Origin of the sequence: Xanthobacter sp. NM-59 (assembly GCF_021401125.1) — a bacterium.
Lineage (GTDB): Bacteria > Pseudomonadota > Alphaproteobacteria > Rhizobiales > Xanthobacteraceae > Xanthobacter.
Window position 1 is genome coordinate 753,996 of the sequence record NZ_JACBFQ010000001.1, and the last position, 17,704, is coordinate 771,699.

The 17,704-nt window shown below is 66.6% G+C and carries 19 protein-coding genes; 12 read left to right on the forward strand and 7 right to left on the reverse strand.

Translation table 11 applies throughout. The features are described 5' to 3' along the window. Positions 1 to 80: 80 nt before the first annotated feature. The gene (gene eno / locus L0966_RS03560) at positions 81 to 1,364 is read right to left on the reverse strand and encodes a phosphopyruvate hydratase (RefSeq protein ID WP_234050456.1); all 1,284 of its coding nucleotides are present in this window, start codon (positions 1,362 to 1,364) and stop codon (positions 81 to 83) included. Positions 1,365 to 1,714: 350 nt separating this feature from the next. On the opposite strand from eno, the gene L0966_RS03565 reads away from it, so the two are divergent. From L0966_RS03565 to L0966_RS03585, 5 genes are all read left to right on the forward strand, one after another. Continuing rightward, positions 1,715 to 2,635, forward strand: a complete 921-nt coding sequence (locus tag L0966_RS03565) for a hypothetical protein (protein ID WP_234050457.1) — start codon at positions 1,715 to 1,717, stop codon at positions 2,633 to 2,635. Then, positions 2,628 to 3,245, forward strand: coding sequence for a chromate transporter (locus L0966_RS03570; RefSeq protein WP_234050458.1), 618 nt, complete (start codon positions 2,628 to 2,630; stop codon positions 3,243 to 3,245). The genes L0966_RS03565 and L0966_RS03570 overlap by 8 nt, the downstream gene beginning before the upstream one ends. Beyond that, positions 3,242 to 3,763, forward strand: a complete 522-nt coding sequence (locus L0966_RS03575) for a chromate transporter (RefSeq protein WP_234050459.1) — start codon at positions 3,242 to 3,244, stop codon at positions 3,761 to 3,763. Before L0966_RS03570 ends, L0966_RS03575 begins: the two co-directional genes overlap by 4 nt. A gap of 117 nt (positions 3,764 to 3,880) precedes the next feature. After that, complete coding sequence (gene queF / locus L0966_RS03580; protein ID WP_234050460.1) at positions 3,881 to 4,333, forward strand: preQ(1) synthase; 453 nt, start codon at positions 3,881 to 3,883, stop codon at positions 4,331 to 4,333. Positions 4,334 to 4,428: 95 nt separating this feature from the next. After that, positions 4,429 to 5,439 carry a hypothetical protein gene (locus tag L0966_RS03585; RefSeq protein WP_234050461.1) on the forward strand — a complete coding sequence of 337 codons (1,011 nt, stop codon included), beginning with the start codon at positions 4,429 to 4,431 and terminating at the stop codon, positions 5,437 to 5,439. 152 nt (positions 5,440 to 5,591) lie between these two features. Here L0966_RS03585 and sugE read toward each other — a convergent pair whose 3' ends face one another. The 4 genes from sugE to secG form a co-directional block, all read right to left on the reverse strand. Next, complete coding sequence (gene sugE, locus L0966_RS03590) at positions 5,592 to 5,909, reverse strand: quaternary ammonium compound efflux SMR transporter SugE (protein WP_234050462.1); 318 nt, start codon at positions 5,907 to 5,909, stop codon at positions 5,592 to 5,594. A 149-nt stretch (positions 5,910 to 6,058) separates the two neighbouring features. Then, complete coding sequence (locus L0966_RS03595) at positions 6,059 to 6,940, reverse strand: VOC family protein (RefSeq protein WP_234050463.1); 882 nt, start codon at positions 6,938 to 6,940, stop codon at positions 6,059 to 6,061. A gap of 363 nt (positions 6,941 to 7,303) precedes the next feature. Continuing rightward, positions 7,304 to 8,932, reverse strand: coding sequence for a CTP synthase (locus L0966_RS03600; RefSeq protein ID WP_234050464.1), 1,629 nt, complete (start codon positions 8,930 to 8,932; stop codon positions 7,304 to 7,306). A gap of 111 nt (positions 8,933 to 9,043) precedes the next feature. Next, positions 9,044 to 9,454: a preprotein translocase subunit SecG gene (gene secG / locus L0966_RS03605; RefSeq protein ID WP_234050465.1), complete on the reverse strand. Its 411-nt coding sequence runs from the start codon at positions 9,452 to 9,454 to the stop codon at positions 9,044 to 9,046. Between the two features lie 318 nt (positions 9,455 to 9,772). Between secG and L0966_RS03610 the strand changes: the two genes are divergently transcribed. Then, the gene (locus L0966_RS03610; RefSeq protein WP_234050466.1) at positions 9,773 to 10,504 is read left to right on the forward strand and encodes a hypothetical protein; all 732 of its coding nucleotides are present in this window, start codon (positions 9,773 to 9,775) and stop codon (positions 10,502 to 10,504) included. 17 nt (positions 10,505 to 10,521) lie between these two features. On the opposite strand, the gene L0966_RS03615 is transcribed toward L0966_RS03610, so the two are convergent. Further along, positions 10,522 to 11,820, reverse strand: a complete 1,299-nt coding sequence (locus L0966_RS03615; RefSeq protein ID WP_234050467.1) for an NCS2 family permease — start codon at positions 11,818 to 11,820, stop codon at positions 10,522 to 10,524. 125 nt (positions 11,821 to 11,945) lie between these two features. Continuing rightward, on the reverse strand, positions 11,946 to 12,494 hold the full coding sequence (locus L0966_RS03620) for an SH3 domain-containing protein (RefSeq protein WP_234050468.1): 549 nt from the start codon (positions 12,492 to 12,494) through the stop codon (positions 11,946 to 11,948). Between the two features lie 154 nt (positions 12,495 to 12,648). Between L0966_RS03620 and L0966_RS03625 the strand changes: the two genes are divergently transcribed. From L0966_RS03625 to moaC, 6 genes are all read left to right on the forward strand, one after another. Next, positions 12,649 to 13,650: a D-glycerate dehydrogenase gene (locus tag L0966_RS03625; protein WP_234050818.1), complete on the forward strand. Its 1,002-nt coding sequence runs from the start codon at positions 12,649 to 12,651 to the stop codon at positions 13,648 to 13,650. Between the two features lie 387 nt (positions 13,651 to 14,037). Beyond that, on the forward strand, positions 14,038 to 14,634 hold the full coding sequence (locus L0966_RS03630; protein ID WP_234050469.1) for an aminodeoxychorismate/anthranilate synthase component II: 597 nt from the start codon (positions 14,038 to 14,040) through the stop codon (positions 14,632 to 14,634). A 9-nt stretch (positions 14,635 to 14,643) separates the two neighbouring features. Next, entirely contained in the window at positions 14,644 to 15,675 is a 1,032-nt protein-coding gene (gene trpD / locus L0966_RS03635) for an anthranilate phosphoribosyltransferase (RefSeq protein WP_234050470.1), read from the forward strand. Next, the gene (trpC, locus tag L0966_RS03640) at positions 15,675 to 16,466 is read left to right on the forward strand and encodes an indole-3-glycerol phosphate synthase TrpC (protein WP_234050471.1); all 792 of its coding nucleotides are present in this window, start codon (positions 15,675 to 15,677) and stop codon (positions 16,464 to 16,466) included. Before trpD ends, trpC begins: the two co-directional genes overlap by 1 nt. A 77-nt stretch (positions 16,467 to 16,543) precedes the next feature. Continuing rightward, the gene (locus L0966_RS03645) at positions 16,544 to 16,966 is read left to right on the forward strand and encodes a DUF2147 domain-containing protein (RefSeq protein ID WP_234050472.1); all 423 of its coding nucleotides are present in this window, start codon (positions 16,544 to 16,546) and stop codon (positions 16,964 to 16,966) included. Between the two features lie 228 nt (positions 16,967 to 17,194). Then, positions 17,195 to 17,677 carry a cyclic pyranopterin monophosphate synthase MoaC gene (moaC, locus tag L0966_RS03650; protein WP_234050473.1) on the forward strand — a complete coding sequence of 161 codons (483 nt, stop codon included), beginning with the start codon at positions 17,195 to 17,197 and terminating at the stop codon, positions 17,675 to 17,677. The last annotated feature ends 27 nt before the right edge of the window (positions 17,678 to 17,704 follow it).

The window sequence follows — 17,704 nt, forward strand, 5'->3', positions numbered from 1 at the left end:
AAGGGGGCCACGAGGCCCCCTCATTCTTCCAGCGCCACCCACCGGCGCGCCCCTCCCGGAGGACGGGCGCGGGACGGGTCTCAGGCCAGGGCCTTCAGCGCGGCCTTGCCGGCATAGCGCGCGGTGTCGCCCAGCTCCTGCTCGATGCGCAGCAGCTGGTTGTACTTGGCGGTACGGTCCGCGCGGGCCAGCGAGCCGGTCTTGATCTGCCCGCAATTGGTGGCGACGGCCAGATCCGCGATGGTGGAATCCTCGGTCTCGCCGGAGCGGTGGGACATCACGGCGCGATAGGCATTGGTGTGCGCCAGCTCCACGGTGTCCAGCGTCTCGGTCAGCGAACCGATCTGGTTCACCTTCACCAGGATGGCATTGCCCACGCCCTGCTTGATGCCGCGCGACAAGCGCTCCACGTTGGTGACGAACAGGTCATCGCCCACCAGCTGGCACTTGGAGCCGATGGCGTCGGTGAGCAGCTTCCAGCCGGCCCAGTCATCCTCGGCCATGCCGTCCTCGATGGTGACGATGGGATAGTTGCCGACGAGCTCCGCCAGGTACTTCACCTGGGCTTCCACATCGCGCACCTTGCCCTCGCCCGTATAATTGTAGGCGCCGTCCTTGAAAAACTCCGTCGAGGCGCAGTCGAGGCCGAGATAGACGTCCTCACCCGGCTTGAAACCAGCAGTCTCAATGGCCTTGAGCACGAAATCCAAAGCCGCCTCGGCGGAAGCCAGGTTGGGGGCGAAGCCGCCCTCGTCGCCCACATTGGTGTTGTGGCCGGCGTCCTTCAGGCCCTTCTTCAGGGTGTGGAAGATCTCCGAGCCCCAGCGCAGGCCTTCGGAGAAGGATTCGGCGCCGGCCGGCAGGATCATAAACTCCTGGAAGTCGATGGGATTGTCCGCATGGGCGCCGCCATTGACGATGTTCATCATGGGCACCGGCAGGGTGCGGGCATTCACGCCGCCCACATAGCGGTAGAGCGGCAGGTTGTTGGCCAGCGCGCCGGCCTTGGCCACCGCCAGCGACACGCCCAGAATGGCGTTGGCGCCCAGGCGGGCCTTGTTGGGGGTGCCGTCCAGGGCGATGAGGGTGGCGTCGATGTGCGCCTGATCCTCCACCTCGAAGCCGCCGATGGCGTCATAGATCTCGCCATTGACCGCATCTACGGCGCGCAGCACGCCCTTGCCCAGGTAGCGCTCCTTGTCGCCGTCGCGCAGCTCCACGGCCTCGTGGGCGCCGGTGGAGGCACCCGACGGCACCGCGGCGCGGCCGATGGAGCCGTCTTCCAGCACCACATCCACTTCGACCGTCGGATTGCCTCGGCTGTCCAGAATTTCGCGGCCGATGATGTCGACGATGGCGGTCATGAACGGTCCTTCCCTCATCTCGTGCGTGCGCCGGATGCCGGAAGGCGGCCCTGCCACCCCCACGTGAGCGTCCACGTGTCCGATCCGTCGCTGATCCCTCGCCCGTGGCATCTTCCGCTGGGTGCGGATCACGCGCCCCCGGGCGGGCCGCTTCTAGAGCATTTTTCATGCTCTTTGAATCGCGAAAACGCACCGCTGCCGCGCTTCCCCCTGCGGAGCGCGCAAAAGAAATGCGCGCCGGCCCGGCGCGGCGCCCGCCAAGGCGCTTGCGCATTCTTCGAGGCGATGGATAAGTGCTGGCTACAGATGCGGTTTTCGCGCCGGCGCGGCGCTCTGCGGGGGACGGACCGGTGACGCAGGACCAGACCGAAGACACCGTGAGTGGTGTGGATGACACATCTCAACTTTATGCAGACGGGCACCCTTATGACGAGGTGCGCTATCTTGAAGCAAAAATCATCCTTCAGGGGCTGCGCTTCACATCTGTCCAAAGTTTCTTCGACTTCGCCAAGATCGTGGCAAAGGTTGCCAAGCACCAGGGTATAGACTTCGATCCGCGCCCTGCCCGGGGACTTCGCCCGCAAATTCGCGAGGTGCTGTTCCTCGATACCCACGATTTCCGTCTCTACAATAACTCCTTCATCCTGCGCCGACGCGTCACCTACGAGGATGGCTTTCCCGTGGGCGACCCGGAAATCGTCTTCAAATACCGCCATCCAGACCGCGACAAGGCAGCCGCGCTGGATGTGCGGCCGCAGATCCAGGGCAGTTACCGCATCAAGTTCAAGGAAGAGACGCTGCCGCTCCGCAATCGGCTGGGTGGCGTGCGCTCCCTGTTCTCGCACAATGTCGAGTTTCCCTTTCATCCTCGGGGGATCGGCGATCCGCTGAGTCCGGACACGCTGGCGCGGGTCTTTCCCGCCTTGCTGCCGGTACTGGAAGACTGCGGCGAGCATGTGCAGCTGGTGAACCACACCGCAGTGGAAGAAGTGCTGCAACAGCTCGGCACGCTGGATTTCGGACGAGGCATGATCGCCCCCTGCAATGTCTCGGTGTGGCGCACACGCGGTGAGCAGCGGCAGCTGGTCGGCGAGTTCGCCTATCAGGTCCATTACGCCCATCAGAGCGACATGAGCCCGAAGGCACTTCAGCGCAGCGATGCCTTCTTCCGCGCCCTGCAGGATGAGGCGCGGGACTGGGTGCTGCTCGGCACCACCAAGACCGCCGCGGTCTACCGCCTTCAGGGCAATCCCCCGCAAAACCATGAGTGAGCAGCCTGCGCCGCGGCCCGAAACGCTGCAGGTGAGCCTGCGCGAGATTTTCGTGGGCTTCCTCATCATCGGCGCCACCAGCTTCGGCGGCGGCGTCGTGGCCTATCTGCGCACCGGCCTGGTGGGGCGCCGCAAATGGATCGCCGACGAAACCTTCGTCGAGCTCCTGTCCATCTGCCAGACCCTGCCGGGGCTCAACGCCTCCAACATGGCGATCCTGGTGGGAGATCGCCTGCGCGGCACTGCCGGCGCGGCGGCGGCGCTGGTCGGCATCTGCCTGCCGGGCGGCCTGCTGATGTCGGTCGCGGCCGGCGCCTATGCGGCCTCGCAGCACTCCGAGGTGGGCATGCAGGCCGTGCTGCACGGGGTTTCGGCGGCGGCGGTGGGCCTCGTCTTCTCCGTCACCGTCCAGCTCGGCCGCAAGACGCTGGCGCGCTGGGCGGACTTCATCCTGGTGGCGCTGACCGTCATCGGCGTGAACGTGCTGCACCTCTCGGTCCTGCTGGTGCTGGTGCTGGCCGGCGCGGTCGCCATCTACTGGTACCGCCCCAGCCAGCTGGCGGCGGAAAAGATGCAAAGCGAGAAGACGCAGGAGCAGACAGGGTCATGAGCCAGCTTCCAGCCCTGATCGGCGTCTTCGCCTACCTCTCACTGCTCACGGTGGGCGGCGGCATGGCCGCGTTCCCGGAAATGAAGACCCTGGTGGTGGACACCTTCCACTGGATGACGGTGCCGCAGCTCGTCCACATCTACAGCGTGGGCCAGGTATCGCCCGGCCCGAACATGATGATGATCGCGGGCGTCGGCCAATGGGTCGCGGGCCCGGTGGGCGCGGTTGCCGTGGTCGCGGCCTTCTTCCTTCCCACCGGCCTGTTCACCCTGTGGGTTGGTCGGTTGTGGAACCGGCTGGACCATTGGCCCTGGCGCGCCTCCATTCAGCGGGGCCTTGCGCCGGTTTCCATCGGCCTGCTCCTGGCCGGCTCCATCAGTATCGCCCGCAGCACCGTGACCGGGTGGGAAGGGGCCATGATTGCGCTGGGCGTGTTCGGCATCCTGCTGGCGACGCGGATGAACCCCATTCCCCTCATCGCCGCCTCCGGCGCCATCGGCTATTTCCTTTTCCGCTGAGGCGGCCGCCCGATGCGGTTGACCTTGGAGGCCGCCCGCGCAAACTGCGGCCCGCACCGGCCCAATTCGCCCTGAGCCACGGCCGGCGCCGCGTGCCAGGACAAGGACCCACGACCCATGACCGACCGACCGCTACAGCTCGGCGCACATACGGACCTGCCCCCCTCGCCAGAGGCGGCGGTGCTCGACCGGGTGCCGAACCCCCATGCGGATACCGACTACGTGGCCCGCTTCACCTGCCCGGAGTTCACATCCCTGTGTCCGGTAACGGGGCAGCCGGACTTCGCCCACCTGGTCATCGACTATGTGCCGGACCAGTTTCTGCTCGAATCCAAGTCGCTGAAGCTGTACCTCGCCAGCTTCCGCAATCACGGCGCGTTCCACGAGGACTGCACGGTGGCCATCGGCAAGCGCGTGGCGAACCTTCTCTCGCCGCGCTTCCTGCGTATTGCCGGCTATTGGTACCCCCGCGGCGGTATTCCGATCGATGTTTTCTGGCAGACGGGAACCCTTCCCGCCGGAGCGTGGTTACCCGACACGGGGGTGGCATCCTATCGCGGACGCGGCTGAGTGCGGCGCAGGCGAGCAGCCTGTCTCACGCACAGGCCTCTCGCCCTCCGCTCCAAGGACGCTGCCAGGACACGCTGCCACAGGAGGAATTGTGCATGCCGAAGCTCATCGTCACCAATGGCGACGCGGCTGTAGAGCGGCTCCAGGCGGCGCATATCGCCGGTCATCTCCTGCCGTGGCAGGACATGCTGCATGATGGCCCGGTGCCCGGCAGCGCCCTGCTGGACGAGGTTTCCGACACCCGCGCGGACTTCCTGTCAGCCGCCCTCGGCCTGCCTTTGGACAGCGTGCGCGCCGACTTCGCCCACCGTGATGCACAGCTCGATGTGCATTCCGCCTACACCGAGGTGGAGCTGTGGTTCGAGCACGACCTCTATGACCAGCTCCAGCTCATCCAGCTGCTGCATTATTTCTCCCATGAGCCGGAGCGCATGGGCCTCTTTCTGGTGCAGGCGAATCACTACATCGGGGTGATGGAGCCGGCCGAGCTGCAGGCGATGCAGCATCGCCGAATGCCGGTCACCGCCCTTCAGATCGAAACCGCGCGCGAGGCCTGGGACGCCTTCACCGCCCCAACCCCGACCGCGCTCGCCACCTTCGCGGCGAAGCCCCATGAGGCGTTGCCCTATCTGGTGTCCGCCTTGCGGCGGCTGCTGGCCGAGCTGCCGGCACCGCGCTCTGGCCTGTCCCTCACCGAGCAGCGGATTCTGGAAGAATTGGCCGACGGACCGCGCAAGGTCGCGCACCTGTTCGCCGCCGTTCATTCCATGGATGAGGCCCAGTTTCTGGCGGACCTGCCCTTCTTCCTGCGCCTTGATGGGCTGGCCTTCGCCCACGAGCCGCTGATCTCCGGCCTTCCGTTCCAGACCAGCGAGTGCGGCGCCCTCGCCTTTGCGCCGGGAGACGGCAGCCCGGCGGAGCGCAGCTACCGCGCCTATGCCTCCGCCGAGATCAGCTTGACCAAGGCGGGCGTGGCCGCCCTGAAGGGCCGCTTCGACCATGCGTGCGAAAACACGGTCGAGCGGGCTATGGGCGGCTTCCAGGTGATGCCCGGCGCCATGTGGCGCTATGACCGCGCGCGCGGCGAGCTCCTGGCCCCCAACTAGCTGGCCCCCAACCAGACCGCTTCAGTTCCTCATGGACGCGCGGAGGCACGCGACCTCGCGCTTCTGCGCGCGTCCGTCACGCGAACGGGTTTCCACTTCACCCGGGAAACGCTCCGGGGTGACCGCAGTGACAGGCCAAGGCGCCGGGACGCTCAGTGCGTGACCAGCTTCAGCCCCACGATCCCCAGCGCCACGAGGCCGATCGAGACCAGCCGTAGGATGTCGGCCGATTCCGCGTAGAACATAATGCCCACAAGGGCCGTGCCGACCGTTCCGATGCCGGCCCACACGGCGTATGCGGTGCCCAGGGGGATGCCCCGCAGTGCCAGAGACAGCAGAAGCAGGCTCAGTGCGATCGCGCCGATGGTGAGAACACTCGGCCAAAACCGCGTGAAGCCTTCAGAATATTTGATGCCGACGGCCCAGGCGATTTCAGTGAAACCGGCCGCGAGCAGATACACCCATGCCATTGGGGAACACCAGGGAAGCGGGGTCGTCCCCGCCGCACGAGGGAGAACAGCGCGGCCGTCCGCGCTCGGCGGGGACCGCCTGTCCCCGCCCTTCTCCTTTACCCGATCGCGCCTTCACGACCAGAGGCCCAGCTGAAAAAAATGCCGCACTATGCGCTTTTGTCGTCGGTGACCTCGAACACCAGCGTAGCACCCGCGGCGGACCGTGGCGGCACCACCACCACACCGGCAATGGATTCCTCCACCATGCGCCGCGCCGCGAGCGAGCGCCGCAGCTCTTCCGCGCCGGTCGTCGCGAATCGAACCGCAGCCACGCGCAGGCCCGGCCCCTTCGGCGCGGGCACGCCATAGCGCTCGGTGAACAGCGGCCGGCTCATCACGTCGATCTGCCCGCGCGGCGTCTGCGCCACGTACCAATCATCCCGCGCGCGCAGGAGGGGCACATCGGTCAGAGTGTTCACGAAGGCTTGGTGCTCCACCGGCGTGTCGGCCACCAGCACCACCCCGCTCACCCCTGACACCATGTTTGAATGGCGCTGCAGGTCGACCGACCAGAAGTTCTCCGGGTGCGTCTGGGTGCAGGTGAAAGCCGCGAAATCCGGAGAGGCGGGCTCCTGCGCGAATGCGAGTGCGAAGCCGACATCCACCTCCTGCCCATCTGGCCGGCGCGCCTTCCGGGAGAACTCCACCGGCTCAAAGCCACCGAAGCCAGCCTGATCGAACAGGGCCTGCTCAGCGGCGGCATTAGTGCCTTCCAGGACCATCATGGACAAGCCTTCGCCACAGGTGGAAAGGAAGTTGGCATTGAAGGCGCCGAACGAGAAGTGACCGGGCTCGGCCGCCGGAATCTTGGCGGCATCGGTGATCTGCAACAGCTCGATGAAAAATCCAGGGGTCTGGACGATGCGGTTTTCGGTGCCCCACGGGTGCGCATTGCGCGACCCCACCGTGAAGCCCAGCAGGTCGTAGGTTTCGCCTGCTGCGTCGAGGTCACGGACGAGGTGAACCACGTGATCGAGGCCGCGTCGCATGGCATCTCCTTTGTTTCAAGGGTGTCCGGCCGGGGCGAAGCGCAGCGGAAGACCGGACTTTGAACGCAAGTTTGAATGCGTCGGGCCAAGGCCCTCGGCGGCCGCCAATGTCATTCGCCCACGCACGCTTGGCATGCGTTGCCGGCACGGCCGGGAGACGGAAGGATCACGCAGAATGTAGATCCGCGGCGCAAAAGCGCCCCGCTCCTGCGGCGAGCTTAGCCGCAGGATGCCATGTTTGCGAAATGAAAATGTGGCGCGCAGCCGCAATGACGGCACCCTGATGCCACAATCAATGGCCCACGAAGCACGCGCCAGCCGCCCGAAACCCAAGCTCTGGAACGCGTCTCAGGCAGCTGCCGATCACACAAGCCGGCTCTGCTCCATCGCCGCGCCAATGAAGGACGCGAACAACGGGTGCGGTTCGAACGGGCGGGACTTCAACTCCGGATGGAATTGTACGCCGACAAACCACCGGTGATTCTGATGCTCGACAATCTCGGGCAGCAGCCCATCCGGAGACATGCCGGAGAATTTGAGCCCGTGCTGCTCGAGCCGCTCGCGATACGCGGTGTTCACCTCGTAGCGATGGCGATGGCGCTCGAAGATGTCGCTCTTGCCATAGATCGCCTCGGCCTTGCTGCCGGGCGCCAGATGGGCGGGATAGGCGCCAAGCCGCATGGTGCCGCCCAGATCGCCGGCCGCGCTACGGCGCTGCAGCTCATTGCCCTGCAGCCACTCGGTGAGCAGGCCCACCACCGGTTCAGACGTCGGGCCGAATTCGGTGGAATTGGCCTTCTCGATTCCCGCGAGATTGCGCGCAGCCTCGATCACCGCCATCTGCATGCCGAAGCAGATGCCGAGATAGGGCACCTGGCGTTCGCGCGCGAACTGAGCCGCGCGAATCTTGCCCTCAGCGCCGCGCTGGCCGAAGCCGCCGGGCACGAGAATGCCGTTCACATGCTCCAGGAAGGGCGTGGGATCCTCGCGCTCGAAGGTCTCGCTCTCGATCCAGTCCAGGTTCACCTTGACCTGATGGGCGATGCCGCCATGGGCCAGCGCCTCGATCAGCGACTTATAGGCGTCCTTCAGCCCCGTGTACTTGCCGACGATGGCGATGGTCACTTCGCCCTCGGGGTTGCGCACGCGCTTCTCGATGTCAGTCCAGCGCTTGAGATTGGGCGCCGGCGCCGGCTCGATGTTGAAGGCCGCGAGCACTTCCTTGTCGAGGCCCTCGGCGTGATAGGCCGACGGGACCGCATAGATGTTGTCGGCGTCGCGCGCCTCGATCACCGCGCTCTCGCGCACATTGCAGAACAGCGAAAGCTTGCGGCGCTCCTCGCGCGGGATCTCGCGATCCGTGCGGCACAGCAGGATGTCCGGCTGGATGCCGATGGAACGCAGCTCCTTCACCGAATGCTGCGTGGGCTTGGTCTTCACCTCGCCGGCAGACGGGATGTAGGGCAGCAGCGTGAGATGAATGAAGATGGCATGCCCGCGGGGCAGCTCGTTCTTGAGCTGGCGGGTGGCCTCGAAAAAGGGCAGGCCCTCGATGTCGCCGACCGTGCCGCCGATCTCGACCAGCACGAAGTCAAACCCCTCGTTGCCCTCCAGGACGAAGTCCTTGATGGCGTTGGTGACGTGGGGAATGACCTGGATGGTGGCGCCCAGATAGTCGCCCCGGCGCTCCTTGGTCAGGATGTCCTGATAGATGCGGCCGGTGGTGATGTTGTCCTGCCTGCAGGCCGGGCGCCCGGTGAACCGCTCGTAATGACCAAGGTCGAGATCCGTCTCCGCGCCGTCGTCGGTGACGAACACCTCACCGTGCTGGTACGGGCTCATGGTGCCCGGATCGACGTTGAGATAGGGGTCGAGCTTGCGCAGACGAACCGTGTAGCCGCGCGCCTGAAGCAGCGCGCCCAGGGCGGCGGAGGCGAGGCCCTTGCCCAGGGAAGACACGACGCCGCCGGTGATGAAGATATAGCGCGCCATGGGCCTTGACCTTACCTCGTGCAAACGCGATTCGGCGAGGGCAAAGCCGCATCCGGCCTCGCCTCGCCCGTGGAGAAGGAACGGCGCCGCGAGATGATCGCGGCGACACACTCACTGTGACTGCGGAACCTGCGGACCCGAAGGAGCCGTGGGGGCAGGCGTGGCCGGAGCCTCCTGCGCACCGCTACCCTGCGGGCGAATCTGATCAAGGATCGTCGCGCCACCGCTCTGCGGCGCGGCGGGCGCGCCCTGGCTCTGGCCGGCCGGCACCAGGATGGAGCCGGGAGAACGCCCCCAGCCAGCCACGATGGTCAGCGCCAGCGACGTAATGAAGAACAGCACGGCCAGAATGGCGGTCGCGCGGGTCAGCATGTTGGCGGTGCCGCGGGCGGTGAAGAAGCCACCGCCGCCACCACCGCCGCCACCAATGCCTAGCCCGCCCCCCTCGGAGCGCTGGATCAGCACCACGCCAATAAGCGCAAGCACCACCAACAGGTGAATGACGATCAAAACCGTTTGCATGGAATCCATCATCTTCGCGCCGCAGCCGGAGGGCCGGGCACGCCAGTTGCGGGTCATCTACACGAAGCCGCCGCCGGATGGAAGGCCCGCCGGACACCCTATCGTGAGCTCCCCGCCTCACCGCGCACGCACACAGGCACCGCAAAATGCGCGGAACTGGCTAATTTTCACGCTGTGGAGCGGACTGGAGCTGTGGTAACGTGAGGCCATCAGAATCCCCACCGCCTTCCTATGCGGTCGACATGATGTCGGCACCGGTTTCCGAGCCCGCGCGCACATGATGAGCCTTGCGGGCTCCACGCCTCCGAGGAGGGGCGCATGGTGACGCTTGTTGACAGCTCCCTGAATCTTTTGTCCTCGCGCCCTGCGACGCAGGACCTGGGCTTGGCGGTAAATGGCGCCACCGCTGGAGCGGATGGGGGCCAGGCCGGCCAGATCGGCGCCGCGACCAGCCCTGCCTGGCTCCGCGGAACCAGCGTCGCGACCGACGCCTGGATCTCCAGCACCCATGCGACCGACACCGAATCGGACGTCAAAGGTGTGGGCGAATCGAAGCCGGCCGCCGATCTCGGCACCGCAACGGCCGCCTCCAGCATGCGCTCGAAAAAGCTGTCCATCGCCAGCGAGGACATGCTGATCGACGCGATCATCACCTTCAACCAGACGCTGCAGAAGCTCCCAGCCCTGCAGCAGCAGCTCCAGGGCTTCCAGGCCAGCCTGGGCGCGGCGACCGACGATCGGATGGTCACCTATCTCAATCAGATGATCGCCTCGACCATCAGCGCCATCAGCCAGGCCAACGCCGTGGTGGCCAACGGCCCGGGCGCGATTGAGGATGGGCTGGCGGAAATCAAGCGCTCGCGCGGGGTGACCGGCACCATCTACACGCGCAACCCCGACGGCTCATTCAGCTTCGGCCAGTTCTCAATCCATGTGCGGGTTCCCAACGGAGCCAAGATGGTGAGCTGGAGCCACGACGGCAGCGGAACCGCAGTGAAGAACGTCTACGGCGAAAACGGCACCCAGAGCACCGAGGTGAAGCTGGCCTGACGTCCGCGGGCCCCGCTTCACCCCACTGCCAGCATCAACGCGGCGGCAGCAGCGATGAGCCACACGGCGCCTCCAATCTCCCTCCAGCGACCGGCGATGGCCTTCACGCCCACATAGGTGATGAAGCCCAGCCCGATGCCGGTGGCGATGGAGAAGGTGAAGACGATGCCCAGCGCGGTTACGGCCGCGGGCAGCGCCTCCGTCGCATCCTCCCACCGGATGTCCCGAACCGCGCCGAGCATGGAGCACGCCACATAGAGCAGCGCCGGTGCGGTGGCGAAGGCCGGCACCGCCAGCGCCAGCGGCGAGAACAGCAGGCAGAGCAGGAACAGCCCCGCCACCACCACGGCCGCGAGGCCCGTTCGCCCGCCGGCGGCGATGCCGGACGCGCTTTCAATGTAGGACACGGTCGGCGACGTACCGAGCAGGCTGCTCACCAGCGCTCCGCCAGAATCGGCCAGCAGCACTTGGCGCAGGCGCGGCACCGTGCCGTCGGCGCGCATCAGGCTGGCGCGATGCAGGGTGGCGATGAGGGTGCCCATGTTGTCCAGCAGGTCCACCAGGAAAAAGGCGAACACGACCGAGGCGATGCCCACACTCAGTGCGCCCGCCACATCGAGCTGAAGCAAAGTGGGCAGGAGCGAGGGCGGCGGCGCCACTACGCCCGTGAACGTCACCAGGCCCAGGGGAACGCCCGCCAGGGTCACAGCCCCGATGGCGATCAGAATCGCCCCCGGCACCCGCCGCGCCGCAAGACCCGCCATCAGAACGAACCCGACGCAGGCGAGCAGGGTGGACGCGGTGCCAAGCGGCCCCAGCGCCAAAAGCGTGGCTGGCTTCGCCACCACCACCCCCATGCCGTGCAGCCCCAGCAGGCCGAGGAACAGGCCGATACCGGCCCCAATGCCGAGCTTGAGAGAGAGCGGAATGGAATTCACCAGCCACTCGCGCAGGCGCAACACGCTCACCAGCAGGAACAGGCATCCGGAAAGGAACACCGCCCCGAGCGCCGTCTGCCAGGGCACGCCCATGGCCCCCACCACGGTGAAGGCGAAATAGGCATTGATGCCCATGCCGGGCGCGAGAGCGATGGGGTAGTTGGCCACCAGCCCCATGGCGAGGCTGCCGAGCGCCGCGGCAAGGCACGTGGCCACGAAAGCCGCGCCCTGGTCGATGCCCGCGGCGGCCAGAATCTGCGGGTTCACCACGATGATGTAGCTCATGGTGAGGAAGGTGGTGACCCCCGCCCCCACCTCCACAGGCACGGAAGTGCCGTTTTCCCCGAGCCTGAAAATGCGATCCAGCGCGGCGCCCATGGCGGCCCTCCCCCTGTGGAGAAAGCTAAGCCATTTTACCGCCGGAACGATACCGCCTCACGCGGGCAAAACGCTCAGGCGCCCGACCTGACACCGCCGCGCGCGAACCATCACCCGTGGCGCGGTCACTCGATCTTTTCGTCGGGATAGACGCCGAAGAGCTGGGACTGCTGCACATAGCCGTCGAAGCCCTCGCCCGTCAGCCGGCAGAACTTGCCATCGCATTTCTTCACATTGCCCAGCACGCCGGGCTCCAGGCGGGCCACCACCCGGGCGTCCGCGTTGGGCTCGGCGCGCAGAACCACGGTCTCGTTCTTCAGCCAGGGTGCCACCAACGCGGTGCGGCGCAGGGAGAGCATGGAGTGATAGACCCACCCCTCCGCGCCATCGGCATCGCGGATGCGCCGCCAGGTCTCGAACTCAGCCGTCACCTCCACCGGCAGGCCGGAGCGGGAGAACACCCAGGCCACGTCCTGGTCCTTGTTCGGCCCGTTGCGCACATTCACCTTGTCCGCCTTGAGCGAGACGAAGCGCGGCACCGGCAGGCCCGAGGTTCCGTCCTCGGCGGCGACGGCCATTCCCGCCCCGGCCAGGGTCACCACGGCGGCCAGAGCGAGGGCCGTCAGGTTCCGCAGGGGGCTTTTTGGGGGAAGAGCTCGCGCCATCGACAGCATCGGCTGGTCCTTTCGCACTCAAGATTTTCGGGCAGAGGCAGTGCGCCCCCGGCGGGACATCGTCAAGCGGATGGGCTGCCGGACGCCTTGTGTTTCCCCGCCTGTCTGATAGACGGGACGAGAAGAGTTAAGAAATGGGGAATGGGAAGTGCCCATCGTGCGCCGCAAACCGCTTGTCGTCGTCACGCGCAAGCTGCCCGAATCGGTCGAGACGCGCATGCGCGAGCTCTTCGATGCTCGCCTGAACGTGGACGACACGCCCATGGATCAGGCCGCCCTCATCGAGGCGGTGAAAACCGCTGACGTGTTGGTCCCCACGGTGACCGACCGTATCGATTCCGCCCTGCTCTCGCAGGCAGGGGAGAACCTGCGTCTCATTGCCTCGTTCTCCAACGGCGTCGACCACATCGACGTGGCGAGCGCGCTCAACCGCGGCATCACCGTCACCAACACGCCCGGCGTCCTCACCGAGGACACGGCGGACATGACCATGGCGCTCATCCTCGCCGTGCCGCGCCGCCTCGCCGAGGGCGCGCAGGTCATGATCTCCGAGAAGGACGAGTGGCCGGGCTGGTCGCCCACCTGGATGCTCGGCCGGCGCATTTGGGGCAAGCGCCTTGGCATCATCGGCATGGGCCGCATCGGCCAGGCGGTGGCGCGGCGCGCCAAGGCCTTCGGCCTGCAGATCCACTACCACAACCGCCACCGGCTGCCTTCCGGCATCGAGGAAATGCTCGACGCCACCTATTGGGACAGCCTGGACCAGATGCTGGCGCGCATGGACATCATCTCCGTGAACTGCCCGCACACCCCGGCCACCTATCACCTGCTTTCGGCCCGCCGCCTGAAGCTCTTGAAGAACGACGCCTATGTGGTGAACACTGCCCGTGGCGAAGTGATCGACGAGAACGCCCTCACCCGCCTGCTGGAGGCTGGGGAGCTCGGCGGCGCCGGCCTCGACGTGTTCGAGCAGGAGCCGGCGGTCAACCCCAAGCTGGTGCGCCTCGCCCGCCAGGGCAAGGTGGTGCTGCTGCCACACCTCGGTTCGGCCACCCTTGAGGGCCGCATCGACATGGGCGAGAAGGTCATCGTCAACATCAAGACCTTCATGGATGGCCACCGTCCGCCGGATCGCGTGCTGCCCGCCATGCTGTGAGGCACAATTCGCGGATTGATCGAACGGCCGGGCTCGTCCCGGCCGTTTCGCTTTGTCACCATCGAGAACCGAGGTGGCGGCAGGCCACATGCGGCGCACACCGCCCTTCCCTTGGCGCCGCTCGCGTCGTAGTCTTTCCCGCGCAACCGCCGTGTGGCCACCGGGTCGTGGGGCGATGGGACGATCGATGATCCTGATGCCTATCCATTTCGAAGACCGCCGCGGCCGCCTCGCGCCGCGCGCAACCGGCGCCGCCCAGGCGTCCGACCGATGGTGCGAAGCGCGCTGATCTGCTGAGCCGCCTTCGCTTGACCCCATCCGTCCGGACCGCTTTAACCGGCCGAAAATCGCCGAGACAATCGGGCCGGGACCCGCCAGGGAGCCGTTATGACCGCCGTTACGCTGATCGATAACTACGACAGCTTCACCTACAATCTCGTGCATTATCTGGGTGAGCTCGGCGCCACCGTCACCGTCCATCGCAACGATGCGGTTTCCATCGCCGACGTGCTGGCCGAAAAGCCGGAGGCCATCGTGCTTTCCCCCGGCCCCTGCACCCCCACCGAAGCCGGCATCTGCTGCGACCTGATCGCGGCGGCGGGGGCGGATGTGCCCATGTTCGGCGTTTGCCTCGGTCACCAGGCCATCGGCCAGGTGTTCGGCGGCGATGTGGTGCGCGCGCCCACCCCCATGCACGGCAAGCTTTCTGAGATCCTGCACGAGGGCAAGAGCGTGTTCCGGGGCCTCAACCACTCCTTCCAGGCCACGCGCTATCACTCGCTGATCGTGAAGCGCGACACCCTGCCGGACACGCTGGAGATCACCGCCCACACGGCGGATGGCCTCATCATGGGCCTCGCCCACAAGACCCGGCCCATCCACGGCGTGCAGTTCCACCCCGAGAGCATCGCCTCGGAGAACGGCCACGCGCTCCTGCGCAATTTCCTGGAGATCGCGACCGCCTTCAACGCGGCCAAAGGCTGAGGACGAAAGATGACGGACGAGTTCAAGCCGCTGCTCGGCAAGGTCGCCACCGGCGCCAGCCTCACGCGCGACGAAGCGGCCATCGTGTTCGACAAGATGATGTCGGGCGAGGCCACCCCCTCCCAGATGGGCGCGCTGCTCATGGGCCTGCGCGTGCGCGGCGAGACGGTGGACGAGATCGCCGGCGCCGTCTCCGTCATGCGCTCCAAGATGCTGCCCGTCACCGCCCCGGCCGATGCGGTGGACGTGGTGGGCACGGGCGGCGACGCCTCGGGCTCCTACAACATCTCCACCTGCGCGTCGTTCATCGTGGCGGGTGCCGGTGCGCCCGTGGCCAAGCACGGCAATCGCGCGCTCTCCTCCAAGTCCGGCGCCGCCGATGTGCTGGCCGCCCTTGGCGTGCGCATCGACCTGACGCCGGCCGGCATCTCCCGCTGCCTTTCGGAGGCGGGCATCGGCTTCATGTTCGCGCCCTCCCACCATCCGGCCATGAAGCATGTGGGCCCCACCCGTGTGGAGATGGGCACCCGCACCATCTTCAACCTCATCGGCCCGCTCTCCAATCCGGCGGGCGTGACGCGGCAGATGGTGGGCGTGTTCGCCAAGTCCTGGATCGTGCCGCTGGCCGAGGTGCTGAAGACCCTGGGCTCGGAGCGCGCATTCGTGGTCCATGGCTCGGACGGGCTGGATGAGATCACCATTTCGGGCACCACCGACATCGCCGTTCTGGAGAACGGCAAGATCCACACCTTCCAGGTGACGCCGGAGGATGTGGGGCTGACCCGCGCGCCGGCCGAAGCCCTGAAGGGCGGCGATGCCAAGGTGAACGCCGCCGCGCTCACCGCTGTGCTGGACGGCGCCCGCAACGCCTATCGCGACGTCTCCCTCTTCAATGCCGCCGCCACCTTGGTGGTCGCCGGCCGCGCCAAGGACCTGCGCGAGGGCGTGGAGATGGCCACCGCCAGCCTCGATTCCGGCGCCGCGAAGGCCAAACTCGAGAAGCTCGTGGCGGTTTCCGCGGCAGCGGCGGAGGCGGCGTGATGAGTAACATCCTCACCCGCATCGAGGCCTATAAGCGCGAAGAAATCGCCGCCGCCAAGAAGGCGCACCCGCTGGCGGAGATTGAAGCGGCAGCCAAGGCCGCGCCGCGCGTGCGCCCGTTCGCGGAGGCCCTTGCCCGCAATATCGCGGACGGGCATACCGCCCTTATCGCCGAGATCAAGAAGGCCAGCCCCTCCAAGGGCCTGATCCGGCCGGACTTTGATCCGCCGAGCCTGGCGCGGGCCTATCAGCGCGGCGGTGCCACCTGCCTTTCCGTGCTCACCGACACCCCCTCCTTCCAGGGTGCGCCGGATTATCTGAAGGCGGCGCGCGCGGTGGTGAACCTGCCGGTGCTGCGCAAGGACTTCATGTACGACACCTATCAGGTGGCGGAAGCGCGCGCCTGGGGGGCGGACTGCATCCTCATCATCATGGCGGGGGTGGACGACGCGCTGGCAGGCGACCTTGCCGCCGCGGCGGTCGCCTACGGCATGGACGCGATCTTCGAGGTGCATGACGACGCTGAGCTCGACCGCGCCTTGGCCCTGCCCAGCCGCCTCATCGGCATCAACAATCGCGACCTGCGCACCTTCGAGACCACCCTGGCCACCTGCGAACGGCTCGCCCCACGCGTGCCAAAGGACCGGCTGGTGATCGGCGAGAGCGGCATTTTCACCGCCGCCGATGTGGCACGGCTGGGACAGGTGGGCATCCATTCCATCCTGGTGGGCGAAAGCCTCATGCGCCAGGAGGATGTCGCGAGCGCGACTTCGCTCCTGCTTGCGTCCTGATCTTGCCCTATACGTCACTTTCGTCCTTAATGTGCGCACCGGCCCGCTGAAGAGGCCGGCGCATAGGGAGAATTGTGATGAAAGTGGCCCTTCTCGGCGCCCTTGCGGGTGCGGCTTGGCTTGTGGCGGGTCCCGCGCTGGCGGCGGACCCGACCGGCCTGTGGCAGACGCCCACTCGTGGCGGCCAGGTGGAAATCTCCAAGTGTGGCGCCAGCCTCTGCGGGCGCCTGGTCTCCTCCGAGGGCCTGAAGGCCGATCCGGGGCTGAAGGACGTCCATAATTCCGATGCCAAGCTGCGTGACCGCCCGCTGAAGGGGCTCACCATTCTCAGCGGCTTCAGCGGCGGGCCGAGCGAGTGGAGCGGCGGCAGCATCTACAATGCCGATGACGGCAAGACCTATTCGGCTTCCATCACCCTGGACGGGGCCGACAAGCTGAAGCTGAAGGGCTGCGTCATCGTTCCCCTCTGCAAGACCCAGACCTGGACCCGTCTGCGCTGATCCCGCCAGCGGAGCGACACCAGAGACCAGAGCACTTCCGCAATTCCCTGAAAGGCGGAAGTGCTCTATCCAATTGACTTAGAACACTTTCCACAAGCACACCGCGCCGCTCTCCACCCCATTGCGCTCCGCCGCTGCCGGAGCCGGGAACAGCCCGGAGGTGGACACGCCCGGCTGCTGGCTCCATCTTGCCCCCGACCCGCAGCGATTCCGGAGGCCAGCGTCCCCATGGCGCGCCTGACTCATCTCGACGACCAGGGCGCAGCACGCATGGTGGACGTCTCCGAAAAGGCGATCACCGCGCGCGAAGCCGTGGCCCAGGGCCAGGTGATCATGGCGCCTGAAACGCTGGAGATGATTCTTTCCGGCAATGCCAAGAAGGGCGACGTGCTTGGCGTGGCGCGCATCGCAGGAATCATGGCGTCCAAGCGCACCCATGAGCTGATTCCGCTCTGCCACCCGCTCATGCTCTCCAAGGTGGAAGTGGAGATTGCCCCAGACAGCGCCCTGCCCGGCCTCGTCGTCACCGCGCGGGTGAAGACCTCCGGCCAGACCGGCGTGGAGATGGAGGCGCTCACCGCCGTCTCGGTGGCGTGCCTCACCATTTACGACATGGCCAAGGCCGTGGATCGCGGCATGCGCATTGAAGGCGTCAGCCTCAAGGAAAAGTCCGGCGGGCGCAGTGGCCTGTGGCGCGCGGAAGCCTCATAGCCGGCGAGACAAGGAAGGAACGCGACC